Raw genomic sequence first — 26,302 nt, 5'->3', positions numbered from 1 at the left:
TAAGGCGTACCCGTGTTCCGGTTTTCATGGGGTTCTCTTTTTTTTCATTTCCCTCTCGACAGCGTGATTTTTTTCAGGTTATTTTCTAAGCACGTCACATCAGTGGCAGCGTCGCTCGGACGGTCCGGGCGCTAACGTTAATCTGAGGAATCTATGGCTGAATTCAGTCCTGAACGCCGTTTTACGCGTATCGATCGTCTCCCCCCCTATGTTTTCAATATCACCGCTGAACTGAAAATGGCTGCGCGTCGGCGCGGCGAAGACATCATTGATTTCAGCATGGGCAACCCTGACGGCCCAACGCCACCGCATATCGTTGAGAAGCTCTGCACGGTTGCCCAGCGTCCGGATACGCACGGCTACTCAACCTCGCGCGGTATTCCCAGATTACGCCGCGCGATCTCGCGCTGGTATCAGGATCGTTATCAGGTTGATATCGATCCTGAGAGTGAAGCCATTGTGACCATCGGCTCGAAAGAGGGGCTGGCGCACCTGATGCTGGCCACGCTGGATCACGGTGATACGGTACTGGTTCCCAATCCGAGTTACCCAATCCATATTTACGGCGCGGTGATAGCCGGGGCGCAGGTACGTTCTGTACCGCTGGTGGAAGGCGTCGATTTCTTCAACGAACTGGAGCGCGCAATTCGCGAAAGCTATCCGAAACCCAAGATGATGATCCTTGGTTTCCCGTCCAACCCGACGGCGCAATGCGTGGAGCTCGATTTCTTTGAGAAGGTTGTGGCCCTGGCTAAGCGTTATGACGTGCTGGTGGTACATGATTTGGCGTATGCGGATATCGTCTATGACGGCTGGAAAGCGCCTTCAATCATGCAGGTGCCGGGGGCGCGTGACGTGGCGGTAGAATTCTTTACTCTGTCGAAAAGCTACAACATGGCGGGCTGGCGTATTGGTTTTATGGTGGGTAACAAAACGCTGGTGAGTGCGCTGGCGCGAATCAAGAGCTATCACGATTACGGCACCTTTACGCCGCTACAGGTTGCAGCTATTGCGGCGCTTGAAGGCGATCAGCAATGCGTTCACGACATTGCAGCCCAGTATAAACGCCGCCGCGACGTGCTGGTAAAAGGGTTACATGAAGCGGGCTGGATGGTGGAAATGCCGAAAGCGTCCATGTACGTCTGGGCGAAAATTCCGGAGCCGTATGCGGCAATGGGATCGCTTGAGTTTGCTAAAAAACTGCTGCAGGACGCGAAGGTGTGTGTTTCACCGGGCATTGGCTTTGGTGATTACGGTGACACCCACGTGCGCTTTGCTTTAATCGAAAATAGCGACCGTATTCGTCAGGCGGTGAGGGGCATCAAGAGTATGTTCCGGGCCGATGGCCTGCTCTCAACAAAGAGCGTCTCCGAACACCCCGCATCATCATGATATAAAAAGACAGGAGCCTATGGCTCCTGTCTTTTTGACTGCATGTTCTTCACTAGATCATCAGGGCAAAGGTTCCGGCCCAGACTAAAACGATCACCGAAATGCCCATAAAGAAATATTTCACGTTTCATCGCTCCGCGTATCTTGTGGTACGCATTTAAAAACAGAGTCCAACTGAGTATAGAGAACTGAAATCCGGCCAAAACGGAAATGAGAATTTTCCCGCTATGCCGCCGACTCCAGCTCAGAATTCTGTGCTTTCCTGTAGCCAGACGGCGCTAATGTACGCCTAAAAATGAGGGGTGACAAGAGGGATTTTTTTAAATAATTTCCGACACTTACGGGTGTCGTGGAACGGCGACAGTTTGATTTCACAACGCAATAAATTCACTTTGAGCGACGCGACGAAAAACCGTTACACGGGGTTATTACAGGTGATTGAAAAGGTTAGTTTCTTATCGAAACTAACCGTCACGCGGGACTTAAATATAGAGCGAGGCTTCGCCAAGTGGGCGCGTTTTGAAACGGCGATGCATCCAGAGATATTGCTCTGGCGCGCGCATGATTTCAGTTTCGATGACCTTGTTAATAAACGCTGCGGCTTCGCATTCGTTTTCAGGATAGTTAGCCATTTCAGGAGAGATGTGCAGACGATAGCCTGATTTATCCGCTTTTCTCACCATCGTCACGGTCAGCATGGCGGCGCCTGACAACCGCGAAATCACAAAGGTACCGTTGGTTGTCGCCACGTCTTTAACGGCAAAGAAGGGGGCAAAGCTGCTGCCTTTACGTCCATAATCCTGGTCAGGGGCAAACCAGACGGCTTCACCTTTCTTCAGGGCACCGACCATTCCACGCAGATTATTACGGCTGATCATCGCTTTATTGGAACGCATGCGGCCGCGCGTCTGTACCCACTCCATTACCGGGCTATTGTGCGGTCTGTAGGTCGCCATCATTGGCTGGCAAAGACCCATCACCCGGCCACCCAACTCAAGCGACATAAAGTGAACGCCCACAACCATCACACCGCGGTTTTGCAACTGCGCGCGTTTAAGGTTGTCCAGCCCTTCGACATCAAACCACTTGCGGACGCGTTCATCCGACCAGAACCAGGCCATACCGGTTTCGAGCAGCGCCATACCGATAGATTTAAAGTTTTCAGAGATCAATTTTTCGCGCTCTTCAGCATTGTACTGAGGAAAGCAAAGCTCGATGTTTTTGCGCGCGATGGCTTCGCGACGTTTCAGGAAATAGCGAGAGGCGCTGCCCAGTTTCGACCCCAGCAAACGCAGCACAGGGTAGGGAAGTTGCACCAGCAGCCAGAGTACGCCAAGACCAAACCATGTAAACCAGTAACGCGGGTGTAAAAACGCACGTTCAAATTTGGATTGAGACAAGATAGTAAAACCTATGTGAAGCCTGTAAAGGTAGCGCAGCGTGTGCGATACGACGTGCCATTAAGACCGTTCTTCAAGGTGATGGTTTCAGGCTTTACCGAACTTTACGGCGTTGCCTGACCACTGCTGATTTGGGTGGGCGGCGTAATGTAGCACCGTTATACGTTATGTGCTATTACTCGTTTTTGATTAAAAAAGCGGCAGTCAAGGAGGTGGTTGATTTTACAGTTTTTATAGGCAGTCAGTCATGAGAACACCTTCCACCTGAGTCGGGCAGGAAGCCTCTTCGAGAGAGGAAGGATTAAAAGCGCTATTTTTTTGTGGCAGATTCCGCATTCAAATTTTTTTTGTACCTCTTCGTTTAACAAATAAGAATTTTCTTTGTGAAAGTTCTTATTTATTATTCATCCAATGAATGAAGTGCCTGAGTCCATAATTTATTCACCTTTCTTTTTATCGAGTCTAAAGTAGTTCTCTCCTGTGTTTTTGATATAGTGCTGTGATGCAAATCAAAACAATATTGTTTTTTTAGCATCTGACTGGCTGCAATCGCTTTTACGATACAAATATTTGTTTTACAGAAAAAGAGTAGCTTCTTTTTCTGGGTTGGTCTGATAAATTGCAATAATATCTTAGAGGAAAATTCTTAAGAATTTTCTAATTGCGGATAAATGATCTGTGTATTTGATTTGCGGTCGATCATTGTTCTAATATTGCGCATCAAGAACGATACCGTGAAGTTTGCATCGCAAAACAAAGAGGGATGATCAAATGTCTGACAGTTTTCAGAATGAAGTGCCTAAGGCACGTATTAACCTGAAGCTTGACCTGCATACTGGCGGAGCAAGCAAGAAAATGGAATTACCCTTAAAACTGCTTGTTGCCGGTGATTTCAGTAATGGTCAGGATGCTGCGCCAATATCTGAGCGTGAAAAAGTTAACATCACCAAAAATAATTTCGACAGTGTTCTTTCCGAATATTCCCCAAAAGTTAATCTGAGCGTCAAAAACACCCTGTCAGATGATGGTGGTGAGGACAATATTGAGCTGACTTTCCAGAGCATGAAAGATTTCACGCCAGAGCAGGTGGCTGCCCAGATACCACAGCTGAAGGCGATGCTGGCGATGCGCAACTTACTCCGCGATCTTAAGGCCAACCTGTTGGATAACCAGACTTTCCGAAAAGAGCTGGAAAAAATCGTTCTTGACCAGTCGCTTAGCGCTGAATTGCGCAATGAATTATCCGCACTGGCACCCAAAAAAGCTTAACCATCACGATGTTTTAACGGATTAATCAAGGAATGCTCATGTCTGTACAAAATAATATTGCTGGCGGTGAAAGCATGGTGCTGGAACGTCCTGCTGCGGGTGGGGTTTACGCCTCCCTGTTTGAGAAAATCAACTTAAGTCCCGTCTCTGAATTGAGCGCCCTGGATATCTGGCAGGACGCGCAGGCGATGTCGGATGCGACCGCGGATGAACGTCTGACGGCAGGTATGCAGGTCTTCCTGGAATGTCTGACCAAAGCCGGTGCGAAAGTCGAAAAACTGGATAAAAGCCTGATTGATCACCACATTGCTGAACTCGATTACCAGATCAGCCGTCAGCTGGACGCGGTAATGCACCATGAGGAGTTTCAGGCAGTTGAAGGCCTGTGGCGCGGAGTGAAGTCGCTGATTGATAAAACAGATTTTCGCCAGAACGTGAAAATTGAGCTGCTGAGTATGTCTAAAGAAGACCTGCGTCAGGACTTCGAAGACAGCCCGGAAATCATCCAGAGTGGTCTGTATAAACACACCTATATTGATGAATATGACACCCCAGGCGGCGAGCCAATTGCGGCACTGATTTCCGCATACGAGTTCGATGCTTCAGCGCAGGATGTCGCGCTGCTGCGCAACATCTCTAAAGTCTCCGCTGCTGCGCACATGCCGTTTATCGGCTCAGCAGGTCCAAAATTCTTCCTTAAAGAGTCTATGGAAGACGTCGCTGCGATTAAAGATATTGGTAACTATTTTGACCGCGCAGAGTACATCAAGTGGAAATCGTTCCGCGATACCGACGACGCTCGCTATATCGGCCTGGTCATGCCGCGCGTACTGGGACGTTTACCGTACGGACCAGATACCGTTCCCGTTCGCAGCTTCAATTATGTCGAAGAGGTCAAAGGTCCGGATCACGACAAATACCTGTGGACGAATGCCTCGTTTGCCTTTGCTTCCAACATGGTGCGTAGCTTTATCAATAATGGCTGGTGCGTACAGATTCGGGGTCCGCAGGCCGGTGGTGCGGTTCAGGACTTGCCTATCCATCTTTACGATCTCGGTACCGGTAATCAGGTAAAAATCCCGAGTGAGGTCATGATCCCCGAAACCCGCGAATTTGAGTTTGCGAATCTGGGCTTCATTCCTTTGTCCTACTACAAAAACCGCGACTATGCCTGCTTTTTCTCGGCTAACTCAAGCCAGAAACCGGCGCTGTATGACACCGCAGATGCAACGGCTAACAGCCGCATCAACGCGCGTCTGCCGTATATCTTCCTGCTGTCGCGTATCGCCCATTACCTGAAGCTGATTCAGCGCGAAAACATCGGTACCACGAAGGATCGCCGTCTGCTTGAACTGGAGCTGAATACCTGGGTTCGCAGTCTGGTCACTGAAATGACCGATCCGGGCGATGAACTGCAGGCGTCTCACCCGCTGCGTGATGCGAAAGTGGTTGTCGAAGATATTGAAGACAACCCGGGCTTCTTCCGCGTGAAGCTGTACGCGATCCCTCACTTCCAGGTCGAAGGCATGGACGTCAACCTGTCACTGGTTTCCCAGATGCCGAAGGCGAAATCGTAAGGCGAGGGGTAATCAGGGATGAAAATTTACCGCCCACTTTGGGAGGATGGGGCCGCTCTGGCCCCGCAACAATTCCAGCAGCAAGCTCGCTGGGATGAAAACGTTGCCTACATGGTCGCTGGGATGGTTATTTCTCATCCCTGGGGGGTGATTGCTGCAGAGTTTGATGATGCCGCGCTTGCGCTTGCGCGTCTGAATGCTATCCGTCTGGTGGTGCGTTTCCAGGACGGCACGATTGTTGATACGGATCTGGCGGATAATCTTCCCCCGGTCTGTGATTTATCAGCCGCAAATGGCTCTGAGACAGTTGAGGTGGTAGCCGCATTGCCGCTGCTGAGCGCCAGTGGTGGTAACCTTGATAACGGACAGGACAGTGAACGCCCGCGTCGCTGGAAAGCAGAGCGTGTGGTAGTCCAGGAACTGGCCGGGTATGAAAGGGGGGAACTGGCTATTCTACGTAATGCCATCACTCTGCGTTTGTCCACTCAAGAAAATACCGCATACCTGACCTGCCCGCTCGCCCGTCTGGTGCGTAATGCTCAGGGACAATGGAGCCGGGACCCGGCTTTCATCCCACCGATGCTTTCCGTTTCTGCAAGCCCGTTGCTGATCACCGAACTGGGTGATCTGCTGGTGCGCCTGCAGGCACGACGTAAGCGTCTGATGGCCATGCGCCGTGAGAGTAACGAGCGAATGGCGGACTTTGCAGTCGCGGATGTCTCCCTGTTCTGGCTGCTCAATGCGCTAAACAGTGCAGAACCGGTGTTAACAGAACTGCTACAGACTCCGGGTCGTCACCCGGAACTGCTGTACCGCGAACTGGCACGCCTCGCCGGCAGTCTGCTGACCTTCTCACTGGAGCATGACGCTGGCGATATTCCTGCCTATCAGCACGATGCACCGGAGCGGGTATTCCCGCCGCTGCTGGCACTACTCGATAAGCTGCTGGAAGCGAGCCTGCCGTCACGGGTGGTGAGTATCCACCTGGAGCATCAGGATCAGATCTGGAAAGGTGCCCTGCACGATGCGCGCCTGCGCGAAGGGGCAGATTTCTACCTCTCCGTACGCTCCTCCATGCCGAACCATGAGCTTCAGACGAAATTCCCGCAGCTGTGTAAAGCGGGCAGCTTTGAAGATGTTTCGGATGTGGTGAATGTGGCCCTGAGCGGGATGGTTATCAAGCCGCTGACCCATGTGCCGGCCGCTATCCCGTTACGCCTTGAGAACCAGTATTTCTCGCTGGATCTGAGTAGTGAGGCAGCGCGGGCGATGCTGGAAGCGGGAAGCTGCACCTTCTATACCCCGCGCTCACTGGGGGATGTGAAACTTGAACTCTTTGCGGTGCTGCGCACATGAATACATCAGAAATAAGTCAAATTGAGCGTATTTTCTACCCCGGCTGGCTGATGGCCAGCCAGCTGCGGGGCGGACAGGAGGTTCGTGACGGGGAAGGTCTCTATCGTCGGGCCTGCCGTCTGGTGCAGGAGGCAAAAGCGGCGCTCACGGAGGCAGGTTACAGCGACATCAGCTGTGACCATATGGTGTATGCCCTGTGTGCTCTGCTTGATGAGAGCGTGATGAACCGGGGAACCACCGATGATGGCTATCTGACCTGGCGGCGTGACCCGCTGCAGGCACACTTCTTTGGCACTCTCAATGCCGGTGAGGAGTTGTGGGAAAGGATCCGGGACCTGCTGAAAGAAACCTCCCCTGACGCCGCAGTCCTGACCTGTATGCACCGGACTCTGCTACTGGGGTTTGTGGGGCAATATCGCGCACAGGATGATGAGCGTCGGGAAGATATTGTTCGCGCGCTTGCGGAACGGGTACCGGCCTTTACGCTGGCACAGGACTCTCCCATTGTTGCCCGGGCATCACGCCTGCGCAGCGGCCGTCGCGGGTACTGGCTGAGCTGGGTTGTGGCCGCTGTCGCCATGGTGGCGCTCTGGTTTTTCCTTTCGTCTTCGCTTACCGAACTGGTAAGCCAGACCGTCAGGCCGGGGTAAGCGATGCGGGATGCGTACCGAAGTCTGTTAACTGCCCTGGGTGCTGTACTGGCGCTGTGGCTCATCCTGGGATTCTGGCCACTGTCCTCGGGCAGCCGTGTGGCACTCAGTCTGCTGATTGTGCTGGTGTCAGGGGTGATGCTCTGGCGTCAGCGTCGGGCTTCTCAGGCACGAGCGACCGCTGTCCGGGAAATTGTGGATGAAAATCTGCCGCCGGAAGATTTTCAGGGTGCGGTGATCCTTGTTTGTGGCGACAACAGCCCACTGTTTGTGTCCGGCTCCCATAACCGGGAAACCCGACAGGGCTGGTATCTGTGGGTGAAGGATGCGGAGCAGTTGCCACTCCTGGCACAACACCTGAGCCTGGTGCGTCCGGCTCAGGTGTCGCAACTCTCCGTCATGCTGGCGGTGGTACCTGAACAGCACACCTCCGGCGATGATTTTACCCAGCATCTTCGGGGCTGGCAGCGTGCTGTCGTCCGGTGCCGTGCGGCATTTGGCACTATCCCCCCGCTGTGGACCGTGACCTGGGTATCTCCTCCTGTGGCCTGTGCAGAGGCTGAGCCCGTCTGGTTTACCACGGTAAGCCCGCGAAGCGGTATTCAGGTGTATCAGCCCGGTCAGGGCAATGTGTCACTGACGGATTGGCCTCTGGAAATAGGAACGGACGGGCGTCTTTCGCGTTTGAGCCATGGCCTGTGGCTGGACAGTCTGCTTGCCTGGCAAAACAGCGCGGTGAACGACCTGCTGTCGCTACGGCGGGGGAGTTACCGGTGATGACGCCCTGCGTGCAGGGTATGTGCATAGTGCCGGTGAGTGGTATCGCGGGCAATCTCTGGCAACAACACATCACTTCCTTGACGGCGCTGCCACCGGATGCCTTTGTGAGCACCGAGCCACTGCCGCTGCCTGAACTGCTGCTGCCGGCGTTGCCGCGCCGATGTGGCGTGAGCCGCAGGATGGTGTTCTGGCGTTATGCCGGATTACTGGGCGGGATTTTTCTCGCGCTGGCGATGCTGGCGTCCTGGATGAACAACCAGCGCCTCATTCGTAACGTTGGCGATCACCTTGCGTTATATCACCAGCTGACGGGTCAGCCTGTTGCCCCGAAACTGCGTGCCCAGCAGCGCCTGCGGGCCGATGGCGCATTGCTGGACGACTGGCAACGTCGCGGGGAGCCACTGCGTTATCGCCTGGGTCTGTATCAGGGACTGCGACTGATTCCGCCCGTTGAGGCCGCAGTCAGTGACTGGGCACCTCCGCCACCGCCGCCTCCGGTCATTAAGAAAATTATTCAGGGTCCGAAAACCATTCGTCTCGACAGCATGTCGTTGTTCGACTCCGGAAAATTTGTGCTCAAAGCGGGGTCTACCAAAATGCTGGTGAATTCTCTGGTGGGCATCAAAGCGAAGCCGGGCTGGCTGATTGTCGTATCCGGCCATACCGATAACACCGGAAATCCGCAACTGAACCAGATGCTCTCGCTGAAACGTGCCGAGGCAGTGCGCAACTGGATGCGAGACACCGGCGACGTACCTGAAAGCTGTTTTGCTGTGCAGGGCTATGGCGAAAGCCGTCCTGCTGCAACCAACGACACCCCGGAAGGGCGTGCGCTCAACCGCCGTGTCGAAATCAGTCTGGTGCCGCAGGCCAATGCCTGTCAGCTACCCGGCAAACACCCGGCGCCATCGCAGGATGATGGCGCATCACAATTAAATGGAGAGTAATTCCATGGCAATTCCTGTTTATCTTTGGCTGAAAGACGATGGCGGCGCGGACATTAAAGGGTCTGTAGACGTTCAGGACCGTGAAGGCAGCATCGAAGTGGTGGCTCAGGAACACAACCTGTACATCCCGACCGATAACAATACCGGCAAGCTGACCGGGACGCGTATCCACACGCCATTCCTGTTCACCAAAGAAATCGATTCCTCCAGCCCATATCTTTATAAGGCTGTGACCACGGGTCAGACCCTGAAGTCTGCGGAATTCAAGTGGTACAAAATCAACGACGCGGGCCAGGAAGTGGAGTATTTCAACACCAAACTGGAAAACGTGAAGGTGGTGAAGGTGAATCCTGAAATGTATGACGTTAAGGATCCTTCTAAAGAGAAGCACAACCACCTTGAGCGCGTTGAACTGCGTTACGAAAAAATCACCTGGACCTACAAAGACGGCAACATCATTCATTCCGACTCCTGGAACGAACGCGCTACTGCGTAAGTCGCAAGCGGGCAGGTTTTCCTGTCCGCTTTTCTCTTTGCTGAACGTCTGCCGCTGCAGGCGCTGAGCAAAGAAAACATCACATCCCGGAAACAGACCTTATGGGCCTCGGTAACGGCCAGGGGCGGTAGCGTGTCAGAAAGGTCCACAACAGTGAGTAAAACCAACATGGAAAACCCGGCAATCCTCCTTCGACGTCTTAATCCATACTGCGCGCGGGCAATGGAAGGTGCAGCTTCGCTCTGCCAGACTCGCGCGCATGCAGAAATTCTGCCGGAGCACTGGCTGCTGAAGCTGCTGGAGCAGGGGGAAGGTGACCTGACGGTGCTGGCTCGCCGCTACGAATGGGATATGGACGGCATCTGGCAGGATTTACTGGGCTGGCTGGATAAACAGCCGCGCTCGGTACGCCACCGGCCGCAGCTTTCAGAAAGCATCCAGTCTCTGATGCAGCAAGCCTGGCTGATAGCCTCACTGGCGGGTGAAGAACATATCCGCAGTGTGCATTTACTGATGGCACTGGTTGAGAAACAAAACCTGGTGCGCTGCAACGGTCTGTGGCCTTTGCTGACCCTGGGCCAGAGTCAGCTTGAGCGTCTTCGACCGTTGCTTGATGCGCAGTCAGATGAACGTCCGGAAGTGCAGCAGGAAGCGGAACTGGCGCAAAGTCATGGTGGAGAAGTCGAGTTCGTCGGGCGCCCTGTGGGTGCAGAAGTAAAAGAGGGAGAACTCAACCCTGCATTTCAGAATGCGCTGGATAAATTCACCCTTGATGTCACTGCGAAGGCAAAAGAAGGCAAAATCGATCCGGTGTTCGGTCGTGACACCGAAATTCGTCAGATGGTGGACATTCTTTCCCGTCGACGCAAAAACAACCCGATTCTGGTTGGCGAGCCGGGCGTGGGCAAAACCGCACTGGTTGAAGGCCTGGCGCTCAGAATCGCCGAAGGCAATGTGCCGGAATCACTCAAAACCGTGGTGCTACGTACGCTTGACCTCGGCCTGCTGCAGGCGGGCGCGGGTGTGAAGGGGGAGTTTGAACAGCGTCTGAAAAACGTCATTGATGCAGTACAGCAGTCCCCGGTACCCGTTCTGCTGTTTATCGACGAAGCGCATACCATCATCGGTGCAGGCAACCAGGCCGGTGGCGCGGATGCAGCCAACCTGCTGAAGCCCGCGCTGGCGCGGGGTGAACTGCGGACAATTGCGGCCACCACCTGGTCTGAATACAAACAATACTTTGAGCGCGATGCAGCCCTGGAGCGCCGCTTCCAGATGGTGAAAGTCGATGAGCCGGATGACGATACCGCCTGCCTGATGCTGCGGGGCCTGAAATCCCGCTACGCCGAACATCACCATGTGCACATTACCGATGATGCGGTTCGTGCCGCAGTTACCCTGTCGCGCCGTTATCTGACGGGACGTCAACTTCCTGATAAAGCGGTGGATCTGTTGGATACCGCTGCCGCCCGCGTACGCATGAGCATCGACACGGTTCCGGAGCAACTTATTCGTTATCGCGCATCTATCACCGCGCTCGACATGGAGAAGCAGGCGCTGCTGGAAGATATCGCGATTGGCAATCAGAGTCATGCTGGACGTCTGAGCGCGATAGAGCAGGAAGAGGTAAACTTGATTGTGGCGCTCGATGAACTCGAAAGCCAGTATGGTCAGGAACTGAAGCTGACCGCTCAATTGCTCGAAAGCCGTCAGGATATCTCGCGCCAGAGCGAGACTCACCAGCTGCATCAGGAGCTTAACGAGATGCAGCGCGGTAACCCGCTGCTCTCCCTGGATGTGGATGTACGTACCGTTGCCAACGTGATAGCCGACTGGACAGGTGTGCCGTTGTCATCGCTGATGAAAGACGAGCAGACCGAACTGCTGACGCTGGAAAATGAAATAGGGAAGCGTGTGGTCGGGCAGGATACGGCGCTTAAGGCCCTCGCTCAGCGTCTGCGCGCGGCAAAAACGGGCCTCACGTCCGAGAACGGCCCGCAGGGCGTATTCCTGCTGGTGGGGCCGAGTGGTGTCGGGAAAACTGAAACCGCGCTTGCGCTGGCCGATGTCATGTATGGCGGCGAGAAGTCACTCATCACGATTAACCTTTCTGAATACCAGGAGCCGCATACGGTTTCGCAGCTGAAAGGCTCGCCGCCGGGCTATGTCGGGTACGGTCAGGGCGGTATTTTGACCGAAGCCGTGCGAAAACGACCATATAGCGTGGTACTACTGGATGAAGTGGAAAAAGCCCACCGTGACGTCATGAACCTGTTCTATCAGGTATTCGACCGGGGCTTTATGCGTGATGGAGAAGGTCGTGAAATCGACTTCCGCAATACCGTTATTCTGATGACCTCCAACCTCGGCAGTGACCACCTGATGCAGTTGCTGGAAGAACAGCCTGACGCCACCGAAGGCGACCTGCACGAATTGCTGCGCCCGATATTACGTGACCACTTCCAGCCGGCACTGCTGGCCCGCTTCCAGACCGTGATTTACCGTCCTCTGGCGGAAGCGGCTATGCGCACCATCGTGGAGATGAAGCTGTCACAGGTCAGTAAGCGGCTGAACCGACACTACGGCCTGCGGACGCATATTGAAGAGAGCCTGTATGACGCGCTGACCGCCGCCTGCCTGCTGCCGGATACTGGTGCGAGGAATGTTGACAGTCTGCTGAATCAGCAGATTCTGCCGGTGCTGAGTCAGCAGTTGCTGAGCCATATGGCGGCGAAGCAGAAACCACACTCCCTGACTCTGGGATGGAGTGAGGAAGAGGGCATAGGGCTGGAGTTTACACATGGCTGATGAAACGCAGGATGGGTTCAGAATCAAAGAGGGTGGTGTCAGACTACTCACGGCGGGGGAAATACAGCTGGCGCAATCCGTTTTTTTATCCACCATTGATTATTCGAAAGTATGGATACACAGAGAAAGTTATCTCCCTTTCAATTTACAGGATAACAATACGGCGATGACCCCGAACGGGGAGATCTATTTTCGTGATCTATATTTCGATGATTTCTCACAGACAACCGACAGTCTTCAGCATCTGTTCATCCATGAAATAAGTCATGTCTGGCAGCGTGGAAAAGGAATGAATGTGATCTTCAGAGGGCTGGTGAGCTGGATGGTGAGTTACCGTTATACCCTTGATGGTCGTCTCTTAAGCGAATATCCGATGGAGCAGCAGGCGCAGATTATTGCAGATAATTTTGTTTTACAGACTTTTGGGTATGAAATCTGGAGTCACCTTGAAAATAAAAGATACCCCGATATTACGCTCGATGGGGATACTTCTGAGTCGGTGATACGTGAGGGATATAAAAATGCTTTGAGGGGCTTTCCATGGTGAGACGTAACTATTTTATTAAGCTTAACTCTTTGTTGTTAACGTTTTTTTGTCTTCCAATCCTGACGGGATGCCCTGGACCAGGTGACAGATTTCGTTTTGATGAAACTGCAAAGGTGAGTAAAAAGGGTGATAATGTTTGCGTGAATATTGATAATGCACAAGATTATCAGCCAGTAGATATGGGTATCAATCTGCGAGGGACGCCTTCAATGGAGAAAGATTTTAATTTTTCCCCCGGCCTTAAGGTTATTGAAGGTGAGTTATGTATTCCTCCATCTTATTTTAATTTTAAAGATGGTAGCAAGTATATAGTTGAGTTTGTACTTCATCCAACACTTGATAATAAAGAAGCGAGAAGCTTTGTTGTTGGTGTCGGTATTAATAATGATCAAGTGTATAATTTCCCTTTGACAGATCGCGAATTCGCAAGGCCGTATGGTTCAATTAAGGCTCCAGAATAGCAAGTGTAATAAGTGTCCGTATTTAAATTTTTTTGTAAATATATAGCTTAATCTTTTGTTTCCTGACGTTGGGGTGGCTAGTAGATTGAAATTTTCATCTTATTTCTGTTTGTTATCGTTGGTGTTCTATTTCTACCTGAAGCTTTTATTTACACGTTTGTTAAGCGTTTTATTCCCATCAGTGGTAATGGGGAAAATGCGATGGACAACTTTGAAATGACCGTGTTGCTGGTTAAAGCCCTCATGTGTGCTGTCGTGGCTGGAACCGTAATCACCCTTTTTCGTACTCGCTGAGTACCCTGATTGAACCTGTTACTTACCCGTTGGCAATAAAGTCATGGACTGCAGGTTATCCCATGGAGTCAATATCATGAGTCTGACAGATACGCTTAAGAACACCCTGTCTGCGCTAACTGAAGGCGGGCTGAACCGCTATCGTCTGGATATTCCGTCCTGCACAGCCTTACTGGATGTGGAAACTTTCAGCGGTAAGGAGTTTATGAGTGAGCTTTATTACTACCAGGTTATCTTTACCAGCAGCGATCAAAATATCAGTTCAGCGCAACTGCTGACTAAGCCTGCCACGCTGACCATGGGGACCGGGCCTCTGATGGGGATGACCGGGCAGAAAGTGGTGCATGGTGTGGTGACGCATTTTAAGCGTATCAGTGGCTCACGTGACCAGGCGACGTACCAGATTATTATTGAGCCGTTCCTGTCTTTGCTGCGCAATCAATTCCGTACCCACCGCTTTTTCGTTAATAAGTCAGTACCGGAAGTTGTCACTGAAGTATTGCAGGAGCATGGCCTGAAAGGTTGGGAGTATGAGTTCACCCTCAAAGCTGACTATCCGAAGCGTGAACAGATTAACCAGTACAAGGAAAACGATCTCGCGTTCATTGAGCGTCTGCTGGCTGAAGTGGGGATTTTCTACTTCTTTACCTTGCAACCCGACACCCAGACTGAGGTGGTGCATTTTGCAGACAAGCAGAGTGCATGGACGTTCGGTAAGTCGCTGCCACTGAGCAGTCCATCGGGCATGAGTGACAATGCAGCGGACTCGGTATGGGGGGTTCACGTCCGACAGAACGTAGTTGAGCGCTCTGTCACCGCCAGTGATTACAATCACCGTGAAGCCCAGAATATCCTGACTTCTGTACCGGCAGACATGACGAGGGGTGATGGTGAAGGTGTGACCTACGGTGATGTGTATCACTACCTGCCACGTCATCTTGAACGCGGCGACAAAATCACCCCCGCAGCAGAAACCGGCAACTTCTGGGCACGCCTTGAACATGAACGTTTCCTGTCCGGGCAGACGACTATCAGCGGCAGTAGTAATGATGCCCTGCTTTCTCCGGCCCAGGTGCTGACCATCAGTGAACGTGTGGTGTCGCCTACCCTGCCATCAGAAACGGACAACGGCATTATCATTACCCGCACGAGCTATATCGCCAGTCGTAAAGATGCCCTGATGGTGATGTGGGAGGGGATGCCATATTACGAGAACCGATGCTGGCGACCTGCCGCTAAAAAGCGCCCGGTGGTCAGCGGCACGCTGATGGCGCGTGTGACCAGTGCCAAAGATAACGACATCTACGCCTGGCAGGATGCATCCGGCATGTACCGGGTGAAATTCGATGCTGACCGCGACGATAAACGCCAGGGCATGGAAAGTATGCCTGTGCGCTTTGCCAAGCCTTACGGAGGTGACAAATACGGCTTCCACTTCCCGCTGATACAGGGTACTGAAGTTGCCATTGCATTCCATGAAGGCGATCCGGATCGTCCGTATATTGCTCATGCCCTCCACGACTCCCGCCACGTTGACCATGTTACGGAGGCCAACAGCACTCGCAACGTCATTCGCACAGCTGGCCTGAACAAGCTGCGGATGGAAGATAAGCGGGGAGAAGAACACGTTAAGATCAGTACAGAGTACGGCGGTAAGACGCAGCTTAATCTGGGTCACAATGTGGATGCTGACAGGGTACTTCGGGGTGAAGGTGCGGAGTTACGTACTGATAAATGGGTGGCCGTTCGCGGCGGAGCTGGTGTATTTATCACAGCAGATAAACAGCCGTTTGCCGGGGACAAGATGCTTTCGATGCAGGAAGCTATTGCCCAGTTGGAAAATGCACTGAGTATTGCCAGAAGTTTGTCTGATGCTGCTGAAACGGCACAAGCACTTCCTGCTGATATACAGAGCCAGGTAAAGTTGACTGATGCTCTTAAAGACCTTGCCCAGCCAGGAATGGTGCTAAATGCGCCTGAAGGAGTAAGCATCACCAGCCCGCAGGCGGTTCGTATGGCGTCGGGTAGTGCCAGCGTTGGGATCATGTCGCAACAGAATACAGACATTAGCGCACTTAAACGATTTACCGTAGCAGCAGGTGAAGCCGTGAGTATGCTGGCCCGTAAAGCCGGAATGAAACTCTTTGCGGCTAAGGGAAAAGTAGAAATTCAGGCTCAGGATGATGCGCTTGATGCGATAGCCAAAAAGGATGTGACCGTAACCAGTACAGAAGGGCGAATTGAGATCACGGCGGCGAAAGATATCGTGCTGAAAAATCTGGATGGGTCGTTCATCCAGTTGCAGGGTAAGAATATTATTCTGGGCTGTGAAGGTAATATCCTGTGGAAATGTGCCAATGCACAGAAAATGGGTAGTGTAAGCATGAGTAGTGTTATGCCCCAGTTTCCATCTGGATATAGTGGGAAATTTACTGCATCGTCTGATGCCGGAGTTCCAGTTGCCGCTACGGCATACGTGTTGACATCGAGTAATGGGCAGAAATTATTTGGTAGAACAGACGAGAACGGTGAAACAGTCCCATTTTACTCATCAAACCCGAATGAGCCTTTTGAACTTGAAATGATTCAAAGTGATTATTGGTACGATAGTGAAAATATTGTGGACAGAGTACATCGTTCATCATTCTCAGATATGTCGTTCCAGGACGATGGTTGCCAATGCAGTGATTGTGAGGAAAATAAAAGTGCGTGATATGACTTTTAAGTTTAAATTTTTGTTATGCATGTTGCTTGCTCCATTTTTTTCATTTGCAAGTGGCACATGGAATGCTAAATCAGCACAAATGCAATGTGGCTCAGCTTTGGTAAAGGTCAGTGCTGAATGCCAGATGAATCAAAAAAGCCCAACGGAAAATATATGCAGAAATTACCAATTGGAAATAAAAAATGGCACGAATAATAAAGAATTTTCTTTGCCATACATCCCGAACAGCCAAAAAGTCCTCCTGGAAGGACAGGGTTATTCCTTTAATGATGTAGTTAAGCCTGGTGATTGGACTCCCTCCACAATGAAATGCTATGACAATGAAAATATTGTGATCGGATACCATCTAGGCTTGGATGAAGAGGAGAGAGTTAAGGGTTCATTGTTGTCCTATATTGACGCCCCATTTATTGATCTTTCAGGGAACTTTGTTACAGGTAACAAGCTTTCTGAGCTTAGATCTCGAGAGATGAAAAACCCATACGACAATACAAATATAGACTTTATTAGCAATCGCTGAGGTATGATATGTCTGATTTATATGAGTATTTAAATGCTAAAAAGGGAAAGGCATATTTTGATGACCAGATTAAACCGTTTTCTTTAATCTCACTCTATCCGGATATAGATACTTCCCGAAAGCTAAGAGGTAACAGTCGTACAATAGGAGATGCTGATAAAGATGTCCAGGAAGCTATTATAGATATGATAATTACCATAGCTGTCCGCTATGGATTAAGTTATAAAGAGATATCATATATATTATTAACAACTAAAGTCGAGTCCGGGTTTAATCCCGATGCGGCAGCAGGGACTACTAGTGCAGCTGGTTTAGCACAAGGAACAGTTGGTTTTATCGAAGATGCATTGACACAATCTGAAGACATTCTTGGTTTTCAGCTAGATCTTCGTAATGAAGAAGTTTTTGACGCTGAAAAAGGATGTTATGCGGTAGTTTATTCCTTTTTACTTAACAAATCAAAGGTGATGGAGAGTTACACATCAGATCAAAGTGAATACTGGGAATGGCTTTATTTGTTGCATCATGATGGTGCCTATAGTTTAGGAAAGTATATCGCTGGTACACGTAAGAAAAGTGCAGATGGAAAGAAGTGGGCGCTTTATATAAATAAGCATTTATCAGTTGTGGAAGGGTTACTAAAAAACACTGAAGTTAATACTAAATTTAAACTATCTACGGGAAATAATACAGCATTCAAAAACAAAAATTATATTGCTGCAATCTCTCCATTTCCAAGTTTAACATGCCCAAATTTAGTGTCAGACTATGAGAAAACTCTAGTTTTTATCAAAGGCGTGACTGATGCAAACGGGATGACTGAATCAGTCAATGCTATCGCAGGTTCAGAAATTGTGTTTACTATTCTTGCTGATAATTACAAAGAATTAGCTAAAGCAACTGTTGAAAAAAATACCAATGAAAAACATAAGACTCTAACTTATACCGTTAAGAAAGGTGACACCTTATCAGCAATAGCGAAGAAATATAGTGTATCAGTAGAGAAGTTGGCAAGAATTAATAAGATCCATAATGTAAATATGTTGCGTATTGGTGCGAAATTAAAAATACCTGATAGTAATCAAAATCATGGATATGTTAGCCGCTATGTTTCTGAGCAGACCAAGAAAGAGATTCTCAAAAGCGTTGGGGTTGAAAATGCTAATACTAAAGCAGCCATAGAGTATTCAAGAAGTCATATTGTGTTGCCTAAAGGAAGTAAATCTGCGGACTCAGAAAAGAAAAACAATGTAATACATATTAAAACTACGACGACGGATAAATCTGTTGCTGGTAGAAGTAAAAATGAACCAGAGAAGCATCAGACTACTTCCGAGGGGAAAACTAAAAGTGTTTCTGTTGATAAAGACTTTGTACCAGCAATAATTTTTTCATCTAAAATACCTGAAGATTTAAAGAATATAGTTTCTAATCAATCCCTTGATATAATGAAAGAAATTATGAAATCGTCGGGTGTTCATAAAATCACGATTACCAGTACACTCCGTACGGTGCAAAAGCAAGTTGTTGCTATGTATGATAATATGCGTAGCAAAGGTATACAGTCTCAACTTGACTATTATGCAGCACCGGGACGGGAGGTTGTGCAGACAGGTGTTGATGCAGGAGGTACAGATAAAAACAAAGAAAGTGTCGTTAAAAAGGCGATGATGGACAAAGTTGAATCTTTACAAAAAGATGGGCGCCTTGTTTCAAAACATTGCGTATCACTTGAAGAGTACGCTCTTCGGAATGTGTTTGATATAAGTAAAACATCTATGCCCGCCAAATTGCAACGTGCATTTGATAAAGCGCTTACTAAATATGCAGAAGATAATCCAGACACAATGAAATACATAAGTCCACTTAAGACTCATGGTGAACCTGCATTTCATGTGGAGATTGTACAATGAAAAAAATAATTCTTTATGTCTTTCTTATCTTTCCGGTAATTACTTTTGCAAAAAACACTCAAGTAAAAGATGGTTTGTATTATGGTTATTGGGTTTATAAAGATAAGGGAGTGTTAAAAGAATATGGGGTATTGGCTAACAATCCAAGAAAAGATGCTGGTGAATACATTTTAAGCCCCACCTCTGAACTTGCCGCCACTGATGAAATATACATTCAAATAAAAGATAATGTACCTACTATATTCTTTTATCATGAAAGTAGTGATGCCGATTTAAATGTTGTTGGTTGGGCGAGTGCTAAGTTTTCAGAGGGCGAAATGATTGTTTCAGCAAACACTATTCGTTTTTTAAAAGAAGATTCGAAAGAACGAATTTCTGTTGGTGATAAATTTAATGGTAAAGTTGTTCGCCTTGATATTGGAGAGAAGGCACCGATAGAAGAAGTCAATGATAAAGGGTTTAGTATTGATTGTAATCAATATTTAAAAGCTAATAATTACGCAGAGACGGGGCTTCCTGATGTTGAGGAGCCAGACCCATCAGGCAGGAAAGGTATATTGGTTGGGTATCCTGCTACAGTTTTCGCTGTCGGTGAGCTCGGTATTTGTTCTGCATTCCTCAATGATGATGTTGTTCCACAAATCAAAAAAGGATGGATTCAGTTCCGTCGGCTCAATTAAAACATACAAACTAATTTGTTAGGTGTGATATGTCCAAAGGATTTGTATTGCTAGGAGATAAAACTACTCACGGCGGTGAGGTTATATCTGCATCTTCGACCATGACTGTGAACAGAAATAAAGTGGCTCTTGTTGGCGATGAAATTTTTTGCCCTGTCGAGGGGCATGGTGTCAATGCCATTATCGAAGGATCACCAGAATGGATCTCTGATGGGAAACCTGTTGTTGTGGATGGCTGCGAATGTGAATGTGGCTGCCATGTTATCTCCAGTGCGCCAGATTGTTCAGTAGGATAAGTTATGAACTGGGAGCGTCAGAAAGCCACAATTGCTGCAGAACCTGATGAGCCTTCACTGGTCATCTGGCTGATTGCAGGCCTTGTTGCTGTTATTGCTGGAGTGTTGCTCTTTGTACTCTACGCCAATCAGTTTCTTGGTGAATTGCAAAAATTTAACCTCTGGATTGTTGCCGGAAGTCCTCTTTTCATCTGGTTCGTGACGATTTGTATTCGCGGCTGGATGTATAACCACGCAATGGATCGTCACCAGTTTGAATCTGATGAAGCAGATTATGCACAGCAGCAATGGGTTTCCTGGGCCGGGCGTTATCTGGCGGTTCTGTATAGCCGGGTTATTCTGCCTGGTGAATTGACACCATCAACATTTCTGCAGGCCCCCAAAGATCTCGAGCAGAGTAGCTCTCTTTCTCGGAGAATAACGTTACCTGCTGGCGAAGATACTTTTTCAGCATTGATTGGGGGCCTGGACATATCAGAATTACAGCGCTTATCAGACCTCCCTTTCCACGCAACCTTACTGACTGATTCACACGATCCTGATGAGACATTGCAGAGAGAATTTACAGCATGCTGGCTCCAGTTAGTTGGAATGGCCTATCCCGTACCGTTACTGACGATTCTTAAAGGCCGGGCCTTCGATTGGGTGGGCGAACGCCTTAAATCCCCGATTCTGGATGTTGAGCTTTTGTTGGTTCACCAGACTCAGGGAGGGAATGAGTACAGTGATTCGCTCTCGGCTTTAATGCTGACTTCTGATGACGTCGCAACGAAGTATCAGCTAAACCATCACGCTCGCCTGCTTCGGCCTATGTCGATTGAATCAACCCAAATGCTGAGTAAAGAGCTCGATACCTTTTTCTCGACCCAGTCACAGGCTATTGCTGCGCGTGCAATTATGGGTGACAGCATGGAGTGGGGCGATGATTTTTCCGCTCTTCTGACCAGTGCAAAACAATATGAAGGCAGATGGAAACCTCAGCAGTGCCACTGGCTGGAAAAATATGCCGGACTCAGTGGTCCCTTCTCACCGTGGATTGTGGCCGCCGTCGTCAGTGATATAGCTCTGCTCACAAAAGAAGATTGCCTGATGCTTTCGGGTGACAAAGAGCAGCGATTTGTAAATACCGTAACTACAGGGAATCTGATGAATGGCGAAGGATAGTTCAGTGTGGCGTGGTAACTGGGGGCGCCTCAGCATTACCACACTAATTGCTGTTGCGATAGGATTGGTCATCTGGAAAAACGGTGAAGCGTTCGGACTGACAAGTAATGGACTAAAGCTGCTGGGATCTGTGGCAGCTATAATCCTTCTTTTGCTTGCCCGCCATGGCAAAATCATTAGTCTTGCGATTTTACAACAGTGGTCGCGTTTGCAGGGGAAGCGTAAAAATGTCCTGCCGGACGATGAAGGTCGTGTCAAGCAGACAGCACCACGCAATGTCACCGTTGATACTATCCGTGACGCCATGCGTAACCTCTACGGTCGGTGCTGGGGACGTAAAACACGCATTCTGCTGGTCACTGGGACCATATCTGAGGTGGAGCAGTTGACTCCGGGTCTTACGGGCCAGCTCTGGCAGGAAGACCGAGGCACACTGTTGCTGTGGGGCGGTGACCTCAATACCCCAGCCGACAGTGCCTGGCTGACCGCGCTGCGCAAATTGCGCCGTCGCCCGGTAGATGGGCTGGTGTGGGTCACCTCGGCCTTTGACCAGCTCTCAGCACCAGGGCTGGAGCCGCCGCTACCGGTACCTTCAGAAAGCACCATGGACTCCCTGTCTCATGCTATCAGCGCGCGTATGGATACGCTTGGCTGGAAACTCCCGCTGTATGTCTGGTGCCTGCACCCACGAGCCGGTAAGCCGGAAGGACGCATTACGCAGGCGACCGGCTGCCTGTTGCCTGCCGGTTGTCGTACCGAGGGGCTGGCAGAACAACTCTCCGCTCTGACGCCAGATTTGATATTAAAGGGCCTGCAGCAGACCTGTGATGATGTTAAACACCACTTCCTGCTGACGCTTGCCGACCAGCTCATTCGTGAACCGGAGAGTGTGACCGCGCCATTGTCGGTGATGCTAAACCCGTACCGCCCGCTGCCGCTGGCTGGTGTGGTGTTCAGTCAGCCCTCTGCCGGTGCTGAACGTAGCGTGCAGCATCACTGGGGTATGGACAAGCGCTGGGATGTACTGCCTGAATCTGTCGGGATGCTTCCTACCGCACTGCGCCCCGTGAAACCTGGCATTCCGTGGCGCAGAGTGTTGGCGTCTGCTGCTGCGCTTACGATGGTGAGCTGGGCTGTGTGGATGAGCATCGCGTATGTCACCAACCGCAACCAGATTGCCGGTGCAAATGCTCAGGCATCTCTTGCCGCCCGGGAGAATCAGTCGCTGGAGCAGCGTCTGCACGCGCTGTCGGAACTGCAGAAGACCCTGGCTCGTCTTCAGTATCGCGCTGAGCATGGCGTGCCATGGTATGAACGTGCTGGGCTGAGTCAGAATGATGCGCTGCTGACCGCACTCTGGCCCCGTTATCAGGACAGTACACAGCCATTGTTAAGGGATGCGGCGGCAAACCATCTGCAGAAGAAGGTCAGTGCCTTTAACTCGCTGCCGCCGGGTAGTCCGTTGCGAGAACAGATGGCAAAAAGTACCTATGACCAGCTCAAGCTCTATTTGATGCTGGCACGTCCGGAGCATATGGACACGGCATGGTTCAGCTCTGCTTTGCTGAACGACTGGCCGAAGCGTAACGGTGTGAAAGACGGTGTCTGGCAGGGGATGGCTCCGTCTCTGTTGTCGTTCTGGGGCGCTCAGCTGATTGCGCACCCGGAGTGGAAACTCCGTGCCGATGAGGGCATGGTCAGCCAGGCGCGTTCGCTGCTGGTTCGCCTGATGGGCGTGCGTAACAGTGAATCTACCCTGTACCAGAAGATGCTCTCTCAAGTGGCGCACCTGTATGTCGATATGCGACTTGAAGACATGACCGGGGACACTGATGCCGCCCGTCTGTTCAGCACCACCGAAATCGTACCTGGGATGTTTACCCGTCAGGCCTGGGAGCAGGCCGTGCAGCCCGCTATCGAGAAGGTGGTGAAGGCACGCCGGGACGAGCTCGACTGGGTCCTGACTGACAGCAAGCATCAGGTGAATAAACAGGACGAGACTTCGCCGGAAGTGCTGAAAAGGCGCCTGACGGAGCGTTACTTCGCCGACTTTGGTGGTGCCTGGCTGGCGTTTCTGAACAGTCTGCGCTGGAACCCGGCTGCGACGCTGTCGGACTCCATTGACCAGCTGACGCTGATGGCCGATGTGCGCCAGTCCCCTCTTGTTGCATTGATGAACACACTTAACATCCAGGGGCGCACCGGACAGACCGGCGAGGCGATTTCTGACTCCCTGGTGAAATCCGCGAAGAACCTGCTGGGCGGTGACAACAAAGATGCCATTGACCAGAGTGCCGGTGTTCACGGGCCGCTGGATGCGACCTTTGGTCCGGTACTGGCCCTGATGGACAAGAGCCGCACCGGTGCACAGGAACTGAGCCTGCAGTCATATCTGACCCGCGTGACGCAGGTGCGTCTTCGTCTGCAGCAGGTGACCAACGCTGCCGACCCGCAGGCAATGACCCGGACCCTTGCTCAGACGGTGTTCGAGGGCAAGGCGGTTGACCTCACCGAAACCCGCGACTACGGCAGTCTGATTGCTGCCGGGCTCGGTCAGGAGTGGAGCGGCTTTGGCCGCACGGTGTTTGTGAACCCGATGGAGCAGGCCTGGCAGCAGGTGCTGACCCCGGCGGCTGACAGCCTCAATGCCCAGTGGCAGCAGGCAGTCGTCAGTGAGTGGAATTCTGCGTTTGGTGGCCGCTATCCGTTTAACAATGCCAGTAGTGACGTTTCTTTGCCTCTGCTGGCGAAGTACCTTAATGCAGACTCCGGGCGTATCGCGCAGTTCCTGCAGACCCGCCTTAAAGGCGTGCTGCACAAAGAGGGCAATCACTGGGTGCCGGACAGCATCAATTCGCAGGGGCTGACGTTTAACCCGGCATTCCTCAGTGCCATCAACACCCTGAGCCATATCTCGGATGTGGCCTTTACGGAAGGTAATGCCGGGATGAACTTCGATCTGCGGCCGGGCACCGCCGATGGGGTGATGCAGACCGACATGATTATCGACAGCCAGAAGCTGACCTATATGAACCAGTTGCCGGCGTGGAAGCGCTTCACCTGGCCTGCGGATACCGAAGCACCCGGCGCGAACCTGAGCTGGATTAGTACTCAGGCCGGAACCCGTCAGTACGCCGATATTCCGGGTGCCTGGGGCTGGATACGCCTGCTGGATAAGGCAGCGGTCAGTGCTTATCCGGGCGTGGGTAGCAGCTACAGCCTGAGCTGGAAGGCACAGGATGGTCGCACGCTCAATTACACCCTGCGTACCGAAGCCGGCGAGGGGCCGCTGGCACTGCTGAAGCTGCGTAATTTCCGCCTGCCGGAAACCATCTTCAGCACCACCGGCATCGCGCCCTCAGACCAGGCGACAGATACGGCCAGTGACGACGGGGGGACGTACTGATGAGCACACTCAATGCCTTACTCAGTGCCTGCCAGACAGAACAGGAACCATTGCTTGTAGCAACCCGTGAACGTGTGGCGCAGTGGGAAAGCTGGCTGCAGCCGCTGTCCGGGCAATCGTCCGCTGGCGAAGACCCGGGCTATGACGATGACTTCCAGCAGATGCGTGAAGAGGTCAATAAACTTTCCGGTGCAGATACCGAACTCATCTGCCGGCTTGCTGAGAAGCTACTGACCACGATCGCCAAAGATATCCGTGTGGCAACATACTACTGCTGGGCGAAGCTACACCGCGAAGGTGAGCAGGGGCTGGCCGAAGGACTCGAGTTGCTGGCTGGTCTGCTGGAGCGCTTTGGACCACAGTTGCACCCGCAGCGTGACCGCAGCCGTAAGGCGGCACTGGAATGGCTGGCCGGGTCGCGCATGACTGATTCGCTTTCCCTGTACCCGGAGGTTGTCAGGATCGATGCGATGCGAATCACTGGTGCGCTGCTGCTGATATCACAGCTTATTGAGAATGAGCCGGATGAAACCCGTCCCGAACTCAATACGCTTTATAGCGCGCTGGAAAGTCGTCTGCAGAAAGCGGGAGGCGTGGATGCGGTGGTACCTCAGAATGCCAGTACCAGCGAAACCCCTTCGGCTGCCAGCCACAGCGATGCCCCGGCCATCGGGCGGATCACCTCCGGTCAGGATTTGCTGGCCCAGGCCCGTACCCTTACTGAATATCTGCGCGAGCAGCCGGACGGCTGGCTGTCAGCACACCATCTGATGAAAAGCCTGCGTCACGATACCCTGCGGGCCATTCCTGCCCCGGATGCGCAGGGGCGCACACGCATTGAGCCGCCAAGGGCGGATCAACGCGCTTTACTCAAACGTCTCTACCTGCAGCAGAACTGGACTGAAATGCTGGAAACGGCCGACAGCACCTTTTCACGTGGTGCCAATCACCTGTGGCTGGATTTGCAGTGGTATATCCACCAGGCGCTGACGAAGTCGGGGCAGGAGACGCTGGCCGACATTATTGTCGCTGACCTGAAAGGGCTGCTTACCCGTCTGGCCGGGCTTGAAACGCTGGCGTTCAGTGACGGTACCCCCTTTGCGGATGAAGTGACGCTGAACTGGATCCAGCAGAGCGTGCTTGATACCACTGGTGGGTGGGACAACGATACGCCATCAGCCCCGGCCACCGCCGGTAACGACGACATTCTGGCGCTGGAGCCGGAAGCCGTGGCGCTGGCCGACAGTGAAGGCCCGGATGCCGCGCTGGGCTGGTTGCAGACCCGACCGGGCATGATCACCGATCGTCAGAGGTGGCTGTTGCGTCTGCTGATGGGACGCATTGCTGAGCAGTACGGTAAGAATGACCTGGCGGTGCACCTGTTTGCTGAGCTGGGTGAGCGTGCCCGTGTAGTGACCCTCAGTGACTGGGAGCCTGAACTGTTGTTCGAGGTACAGGCCCGCCATCTGAAACTCCTGCGCCTGAAAGCCGGTCGCAGTGAGGCTGATAAGGTGCGCCTGAATCCACTAATGGAAGAGTTGCTGGCTGGACTGATTGCGATTGATCCGGTTCGTGCTTCTGTCTTGTGCGCGTAATTTATTTTTAATAAGACTAATGAGAA

General features: G+C 51.5%; 19 protein-coding genes and 1 pseudogene. 18 read left to right on the top strand and 2 right to left on the bottom strand.

Features of this window, described 5'->3' with window-relative positions:
- The first annotated feature begins 153 nt into the window (after positions 1 to 153).
- Entirely contained in the window at positions 154 to 1,392 is a 1,239-nt protein-coding gene (alaC, locus tag A4308_RS20570; RefSeq protein ID WP_014884716.1) for an alanine transaminase, read from the top strand.
- Positions 1,393 to 1,444: 52 nt separating this feature from the next.
- Here alaC and ypdK read toward each other — a convergent pair whose 3' ends face one another.
- Both ypdK and lpxP read right to left on the bottom strand, forming a co-directional pair.
- Entirely contained in the window at positions 1,445 to 1,516 is a 72-nt protein-coding gene (gene ypdK / locus A4308_RS22600; RefSeq protein ID WP_099458937.1) for a membrane protein YpdK, read from the bottom strand.
- 358 nt (positions 1,517 to 1,874) lie between these two features.
- Complete coding sequence (gene lpxP, locus A4308_RS20560) at positions 1,875 to 2,795, bottom strand: kdo(2)-lipid IV(A) palmitoleoyltransferase (RefSeq protein ID WP_087529900.1); 921 nt, start codon at positions 2,793 to 2,795, stop codon at positions 1,875 to 1,877.
- Between the two features lie 768 nt (positions 2,796 to 3,563).
- Between lpxP and tssB the strand changes: the two genes are divergently transcribed.
- The 17 genes and pseudogenes from tssB (at position 3,564) to tssA (ending at position 26,276) form a co-directional block, all read left to right on the top strand.
- Positions 3,564 to 4,061 (top strand): type VI secretion system contractile sheath small subunit, encoded by a 498-nt coding sequence (gene tssB / locus A4308_RS20555; RefSeq protein ID WP_014884714.1) that lies wholly within the window; start codon positions 3,564 to 3,566, stop codon positions 4,059 to 4,061.
- Between the two features lie 32 nt (positions 4,062 to 4,093).
- A complete protein-coding gene (tssC, locus tag A4308_RS20550) occupies positions 4,094 to 5,638 on the top strand; it encodes a type VI secretion system contractile sheath large subunit (RefSeq protein WP_014884713.1) in 1,545 nt (514 codons plus the stop codon).
- An 18-nt stretch (positions 5,639 to 5,656) separates the two neighbouring features.
- Positions 5,657 to 6,994, top strand: a complete 1,338-nt coding sequence (gene tssK / locus A4308_RS20545) for a type VI secretion system baseplate subunit TssK (protein ID WP_045134538.1) — start codon at positions 5,657 to 5,659, stop codon at positions 6,992 to 6,994.
- Positions 6,991 to 7,644, top strand: coding sequence for a type VI secretion system protein TssL, short form (gene tssL / locus A4308_RS20540; RefSeq protein ID WP_045134537.1), 654 nt, complete (start codon positions 6,991 to 6,993; stop codon positions 7,642 to 7,644). The genes tssK and tssL overlap by 4 nt, the downstream gene beginning before the upstream one ends.
- A 3-nt stretch (positions 7,645 to 7,647) precedes the next feature.
- Positions 7,648 to 9,371: pseudogene (locus A4308_RS20535) on the top strand (OmpA family protein).
- Positions 9,372 to 9,375: 4 nt separating this feature from the next.
- Entirely contained in the window at positions 9,376 to 9,867 is a 492-nt protein-coding gene (gene hcp / locus A4308_RS20530; protein ID WP_014884709.1) for a type VI secretion system effector Hcp, read from the top strand.
- 168 nt (positions 9,868 to 10,035) lie between these two features.
- Positions 10,036 to 12,675, top strand: coding sequence for a type VI secretion system ATPase TssH (tssH, locus tag A4308_RS20525; protein ID WP_045281772.1), 2,640 nt, complete (start codon positions 10,036 to 10,038; stop codon positions 12,673 to 12,675).
- On the top strand, positions 12,668 to 13,222 hold the full coding sequence (locus tag A4308_RS20520; RefSeq protein WP_045134535.1) for a hypothetical protein: 555 nt from the start codon (positions 12,668 to 12,670) through the stop codon (positions 13,220 to 13,222). The genes tssH and A4308_RS20520 overlap by 8 nt, the downstream gene beginning before the upstream one ends.
- Positions 13,216 to 13,683, top strand: coding sequence for a putative T6SS immunity periplasmic lipoprotein (locus tag A4308_RS20515; RefSeq protein WP_045134534.1), 468 nt, complete (start codon positions 13,216 to 13,218; stop codon positions 13,681 to 13,683). The genes A4308_RS20520 and A4308_RS20515 overlap by 7 nt, the downstream gene beginning before the upstream one ends.
- Before the next feature lie 370 nt (positions 13,684 to 14,053).
- Complete coding sequence (locus A4308_RS20510; RefSeq protein WP_045134533.1) at positions 14,054 to 16,690, top strand: type VI secretion system Vgr family protein; 2,637 nt, start codon at positions 14,054 to 14,056, stop codon at positions 16,688 to 16,690.
- A 1-nt stretch (position 16,691) separates the two neighbouring features.
- On the top strand, positions 16,692 to 17,222 hold the full coding sequence (locus A4308_RS20505; protein ID WP_230278747.1) for a hypothetical protein: 531 nt from the start codon (positions 16,692 to 16,694) through the stop codon (positions 17,220 to 17,222).
- An 8-nt stretch (positions 17,223 to 17,230) separates the two neighbouring features.
- Positions 17,231 to 19,135, top strand: coding sequence for a LysM peptidoglycan-binding domain-containing protein (locus tag A4308_RS20500; protein ID WP_045281771.1), 1,905 nt, complete (start codon positions 17,231 to 17,233; stop codon positions 19,133 to 19,135).
- The gene (locus A4308_RS20495; protein WP_045134530.1) at positions 19,132 to 19,815 is read left to right on the top strand and encodes a hypothetical protein; all 684 of its coding nucleotides are present in this window, start codon (positions 19,132 to 19,134) and stop codon (positions 19,813 to 19,815) included. Before A4308_RS20500 ends, A4308_RS20495 begins: the two co-directional genes overlap by 4 nt.
- A 29-nt stretch (positions 19,816 to 19,844) precedes the next feature.
- Positions 19,845 to 20,111 carry a PAAR domain-containing protein gene (locus tag A4308_RS22145; protein WP_071890886.1) on the top strand — a complete coding sequence of 89 codons (267 nt, stop codon included), beginning with the start codon at positions 19,845 to 19,847 and terminating at the stop codon, positions 20,109 to 20,111.
- A gap of 3 nt (positions 20,112 to 20,114) precedes the next feature.
- Positions 20,115 to 21,275, top strand: a complete 1,161-nt coding sequence (locus tag A4308_RS20490; RefSeq protein WP_045134529.1) for a hypothetical protein — start codon at positions 20,115 to 20,117, stop codon at positions 21,273 to 21,275.
- Positions 21,262 to 24,681 (top strand): ImcF-related family protein, encoded by a 3,420-nt coding sequence (locus A4308_RS20485; RefSeq protein ID WP_045134528.1) that lies wholly within the window; start codon positions 21,262 to 21,264, stop codon positions 24,679 to 24,681. The genes A4308_RS20490 and A4308_RS20485 overlap by 14 nt, the downstream gene beginning before the upstream one ends.
- A complete protein-coding gene (gene tssA, locus A4308_RS20480; RefSeq protein ID WP_045281769.1) occupies positions 24,681 to 26,276 on the top strand; it encodes a type VI secretion system protein TssA in 1,596 nt (531 codons plus the stop codon). The genes A4308_RS20485 and tssA overlap by 1 nt, the downstream gene beginning before the upstream one ends.
- The last annotated feature ends 26 nt before the right edge of the window (positions 26,277 to 26,302 follow it).

The organism is Enterobacter sp. ODB01, from assembly GCF_001623605.1.
Taxonomy (GTDB): Bacteria; Pseudomonadota; Gammaproteobacteria; order Enterobacterales; family Enterobacteriaceae; genus Enterobacter; species Enterobacter kobei.
Note: the sequence above shows the minus strand (reverse complement) of the source record. Positions and strands in the feature narration are given on the sequence as shown.

What these genes read in the sequence shown, in the direction of transcription:
- tssL (WP_045134537.1), top strand. Translation starts at nt 6,991, where the DNA reads ATGAATACATCAGAAATAAGTCAAATTGAGCGTATTTTCTACCCCGGC.
- tssC (WP_014884713.1), top strand. Translation starts at nt 4,094, where the DNA reads ATGCTCATGTCTGTACAAAATAATATTGCTGGCGGTGAAAGCATGGTG.
- A4308_RS20485 (WP_045134528.1), top strand. Translation starts at nt 21,262, where the DNA reads ATGGCGAAGGATAGTTCAGTGTGGCGTGGTAACTGGGGGCGCCTCAGC.
- tssB (WP_014884714.1), top strand. Translation starts at nt 3,564, where the DNA reads ATGTCTGACAGTTTTCAGAATGAAGTGCCTAAGGCACGTATTAACCTG.
- hcp (WP_014884709.1), top strand. Translation starts at nt 9,376, where the DNA reads ATGGCAATTCCTGTTTATCTTTGGCTGAAAGACGATGGCGGCGCGGAC.
- A4308_RS20490 (WP_045134529.1), top strand. Translation starts at nt 20,115, where the DNA reads ATGAACTGGGAGCGTCAGAAAGCCACAATTGCTGCAGAACCTGATGAG.
- A4308_RS20495 (WP_045134530.1), top strand. Translation starts at nt 19,132, where the DNA reads ATGAAAAAAATAATTCTTTATGTCTTTCTTATCTTTCCGGTAATTACT.
- A4308_RS20510 (WP_045134533.1), top strand. Translation starts at nt 14,054, where the DNA reads ATGAGTCTGACAGATACGCTTAAGAACACCCTGTCTGCGCTAACTGAA.
- alaC (WP_014884716.1), top strand. Translation starts at nt 154, where the DNA reads ATGGCTGAATTCAGTCCTGAACGCCGTTTTACGCGTATCGATCGTCTC.
- tssA (WP_045281769.1), top strand. Translation starts at nt 24,681, where the DNA reads ATGAGCACACTCAATGCCTTACTCAGTGCCTGCCAGACAGAACAGGAA.
- A4308_RS20520 (WP_045134535.1), top strand. Translation starts at nt 12,668, where the DNA reads ATGGCTGATGAAACGCAGGATGGGTTCAGAATCAAAGAGGGTGGTGTC.
- tssK (WP_045134538.1), top strand. Translation starts at nt 5,657, where the DNA reads ATGAAAATTTACCGCCCACTTTGGGAGGATGGGGCCGCTCTGGCCCCG.
- A4308_RS20505 (WP_230278747.1), top strand. Translation starts at nt 16,692, where the DNA reads ATGACTTTTAAGTTTAAATTTTTGTTATGCATGTTGCTTGCTCCATTT.
- tssH (WP_045281772.1), top strand. Translation starts at nt 10,036, where the DNA reads ATGGAAAACCCGGCAATCCTCCTTCGACGTCTTAATCCATACTGCGCG.
- A4308_RS20515 (WP_045134534.1), top strand. Translation starts at nt 13,216, where the DNA reads ATGGTGAGACGTAACTATTTTATTAAGCTTAACTCTTTGTTGTTAACG.
- A4308_RS22145 (WP_071890886.1), top strand. Translation starts at nt 19,845, where the DNA reads ATGTCCAAAGGATTTGTATTGCTAGGAGATAAAACTACTCACGGCGGT.
- A4308_RS20500 (WP_045281771.1), top strand. Translation starts at nt 17,231, where the DNA reads ATGTCTGATTTATATGAGTATTTAAATGCTAAAAAGGGAAAGGCATAT.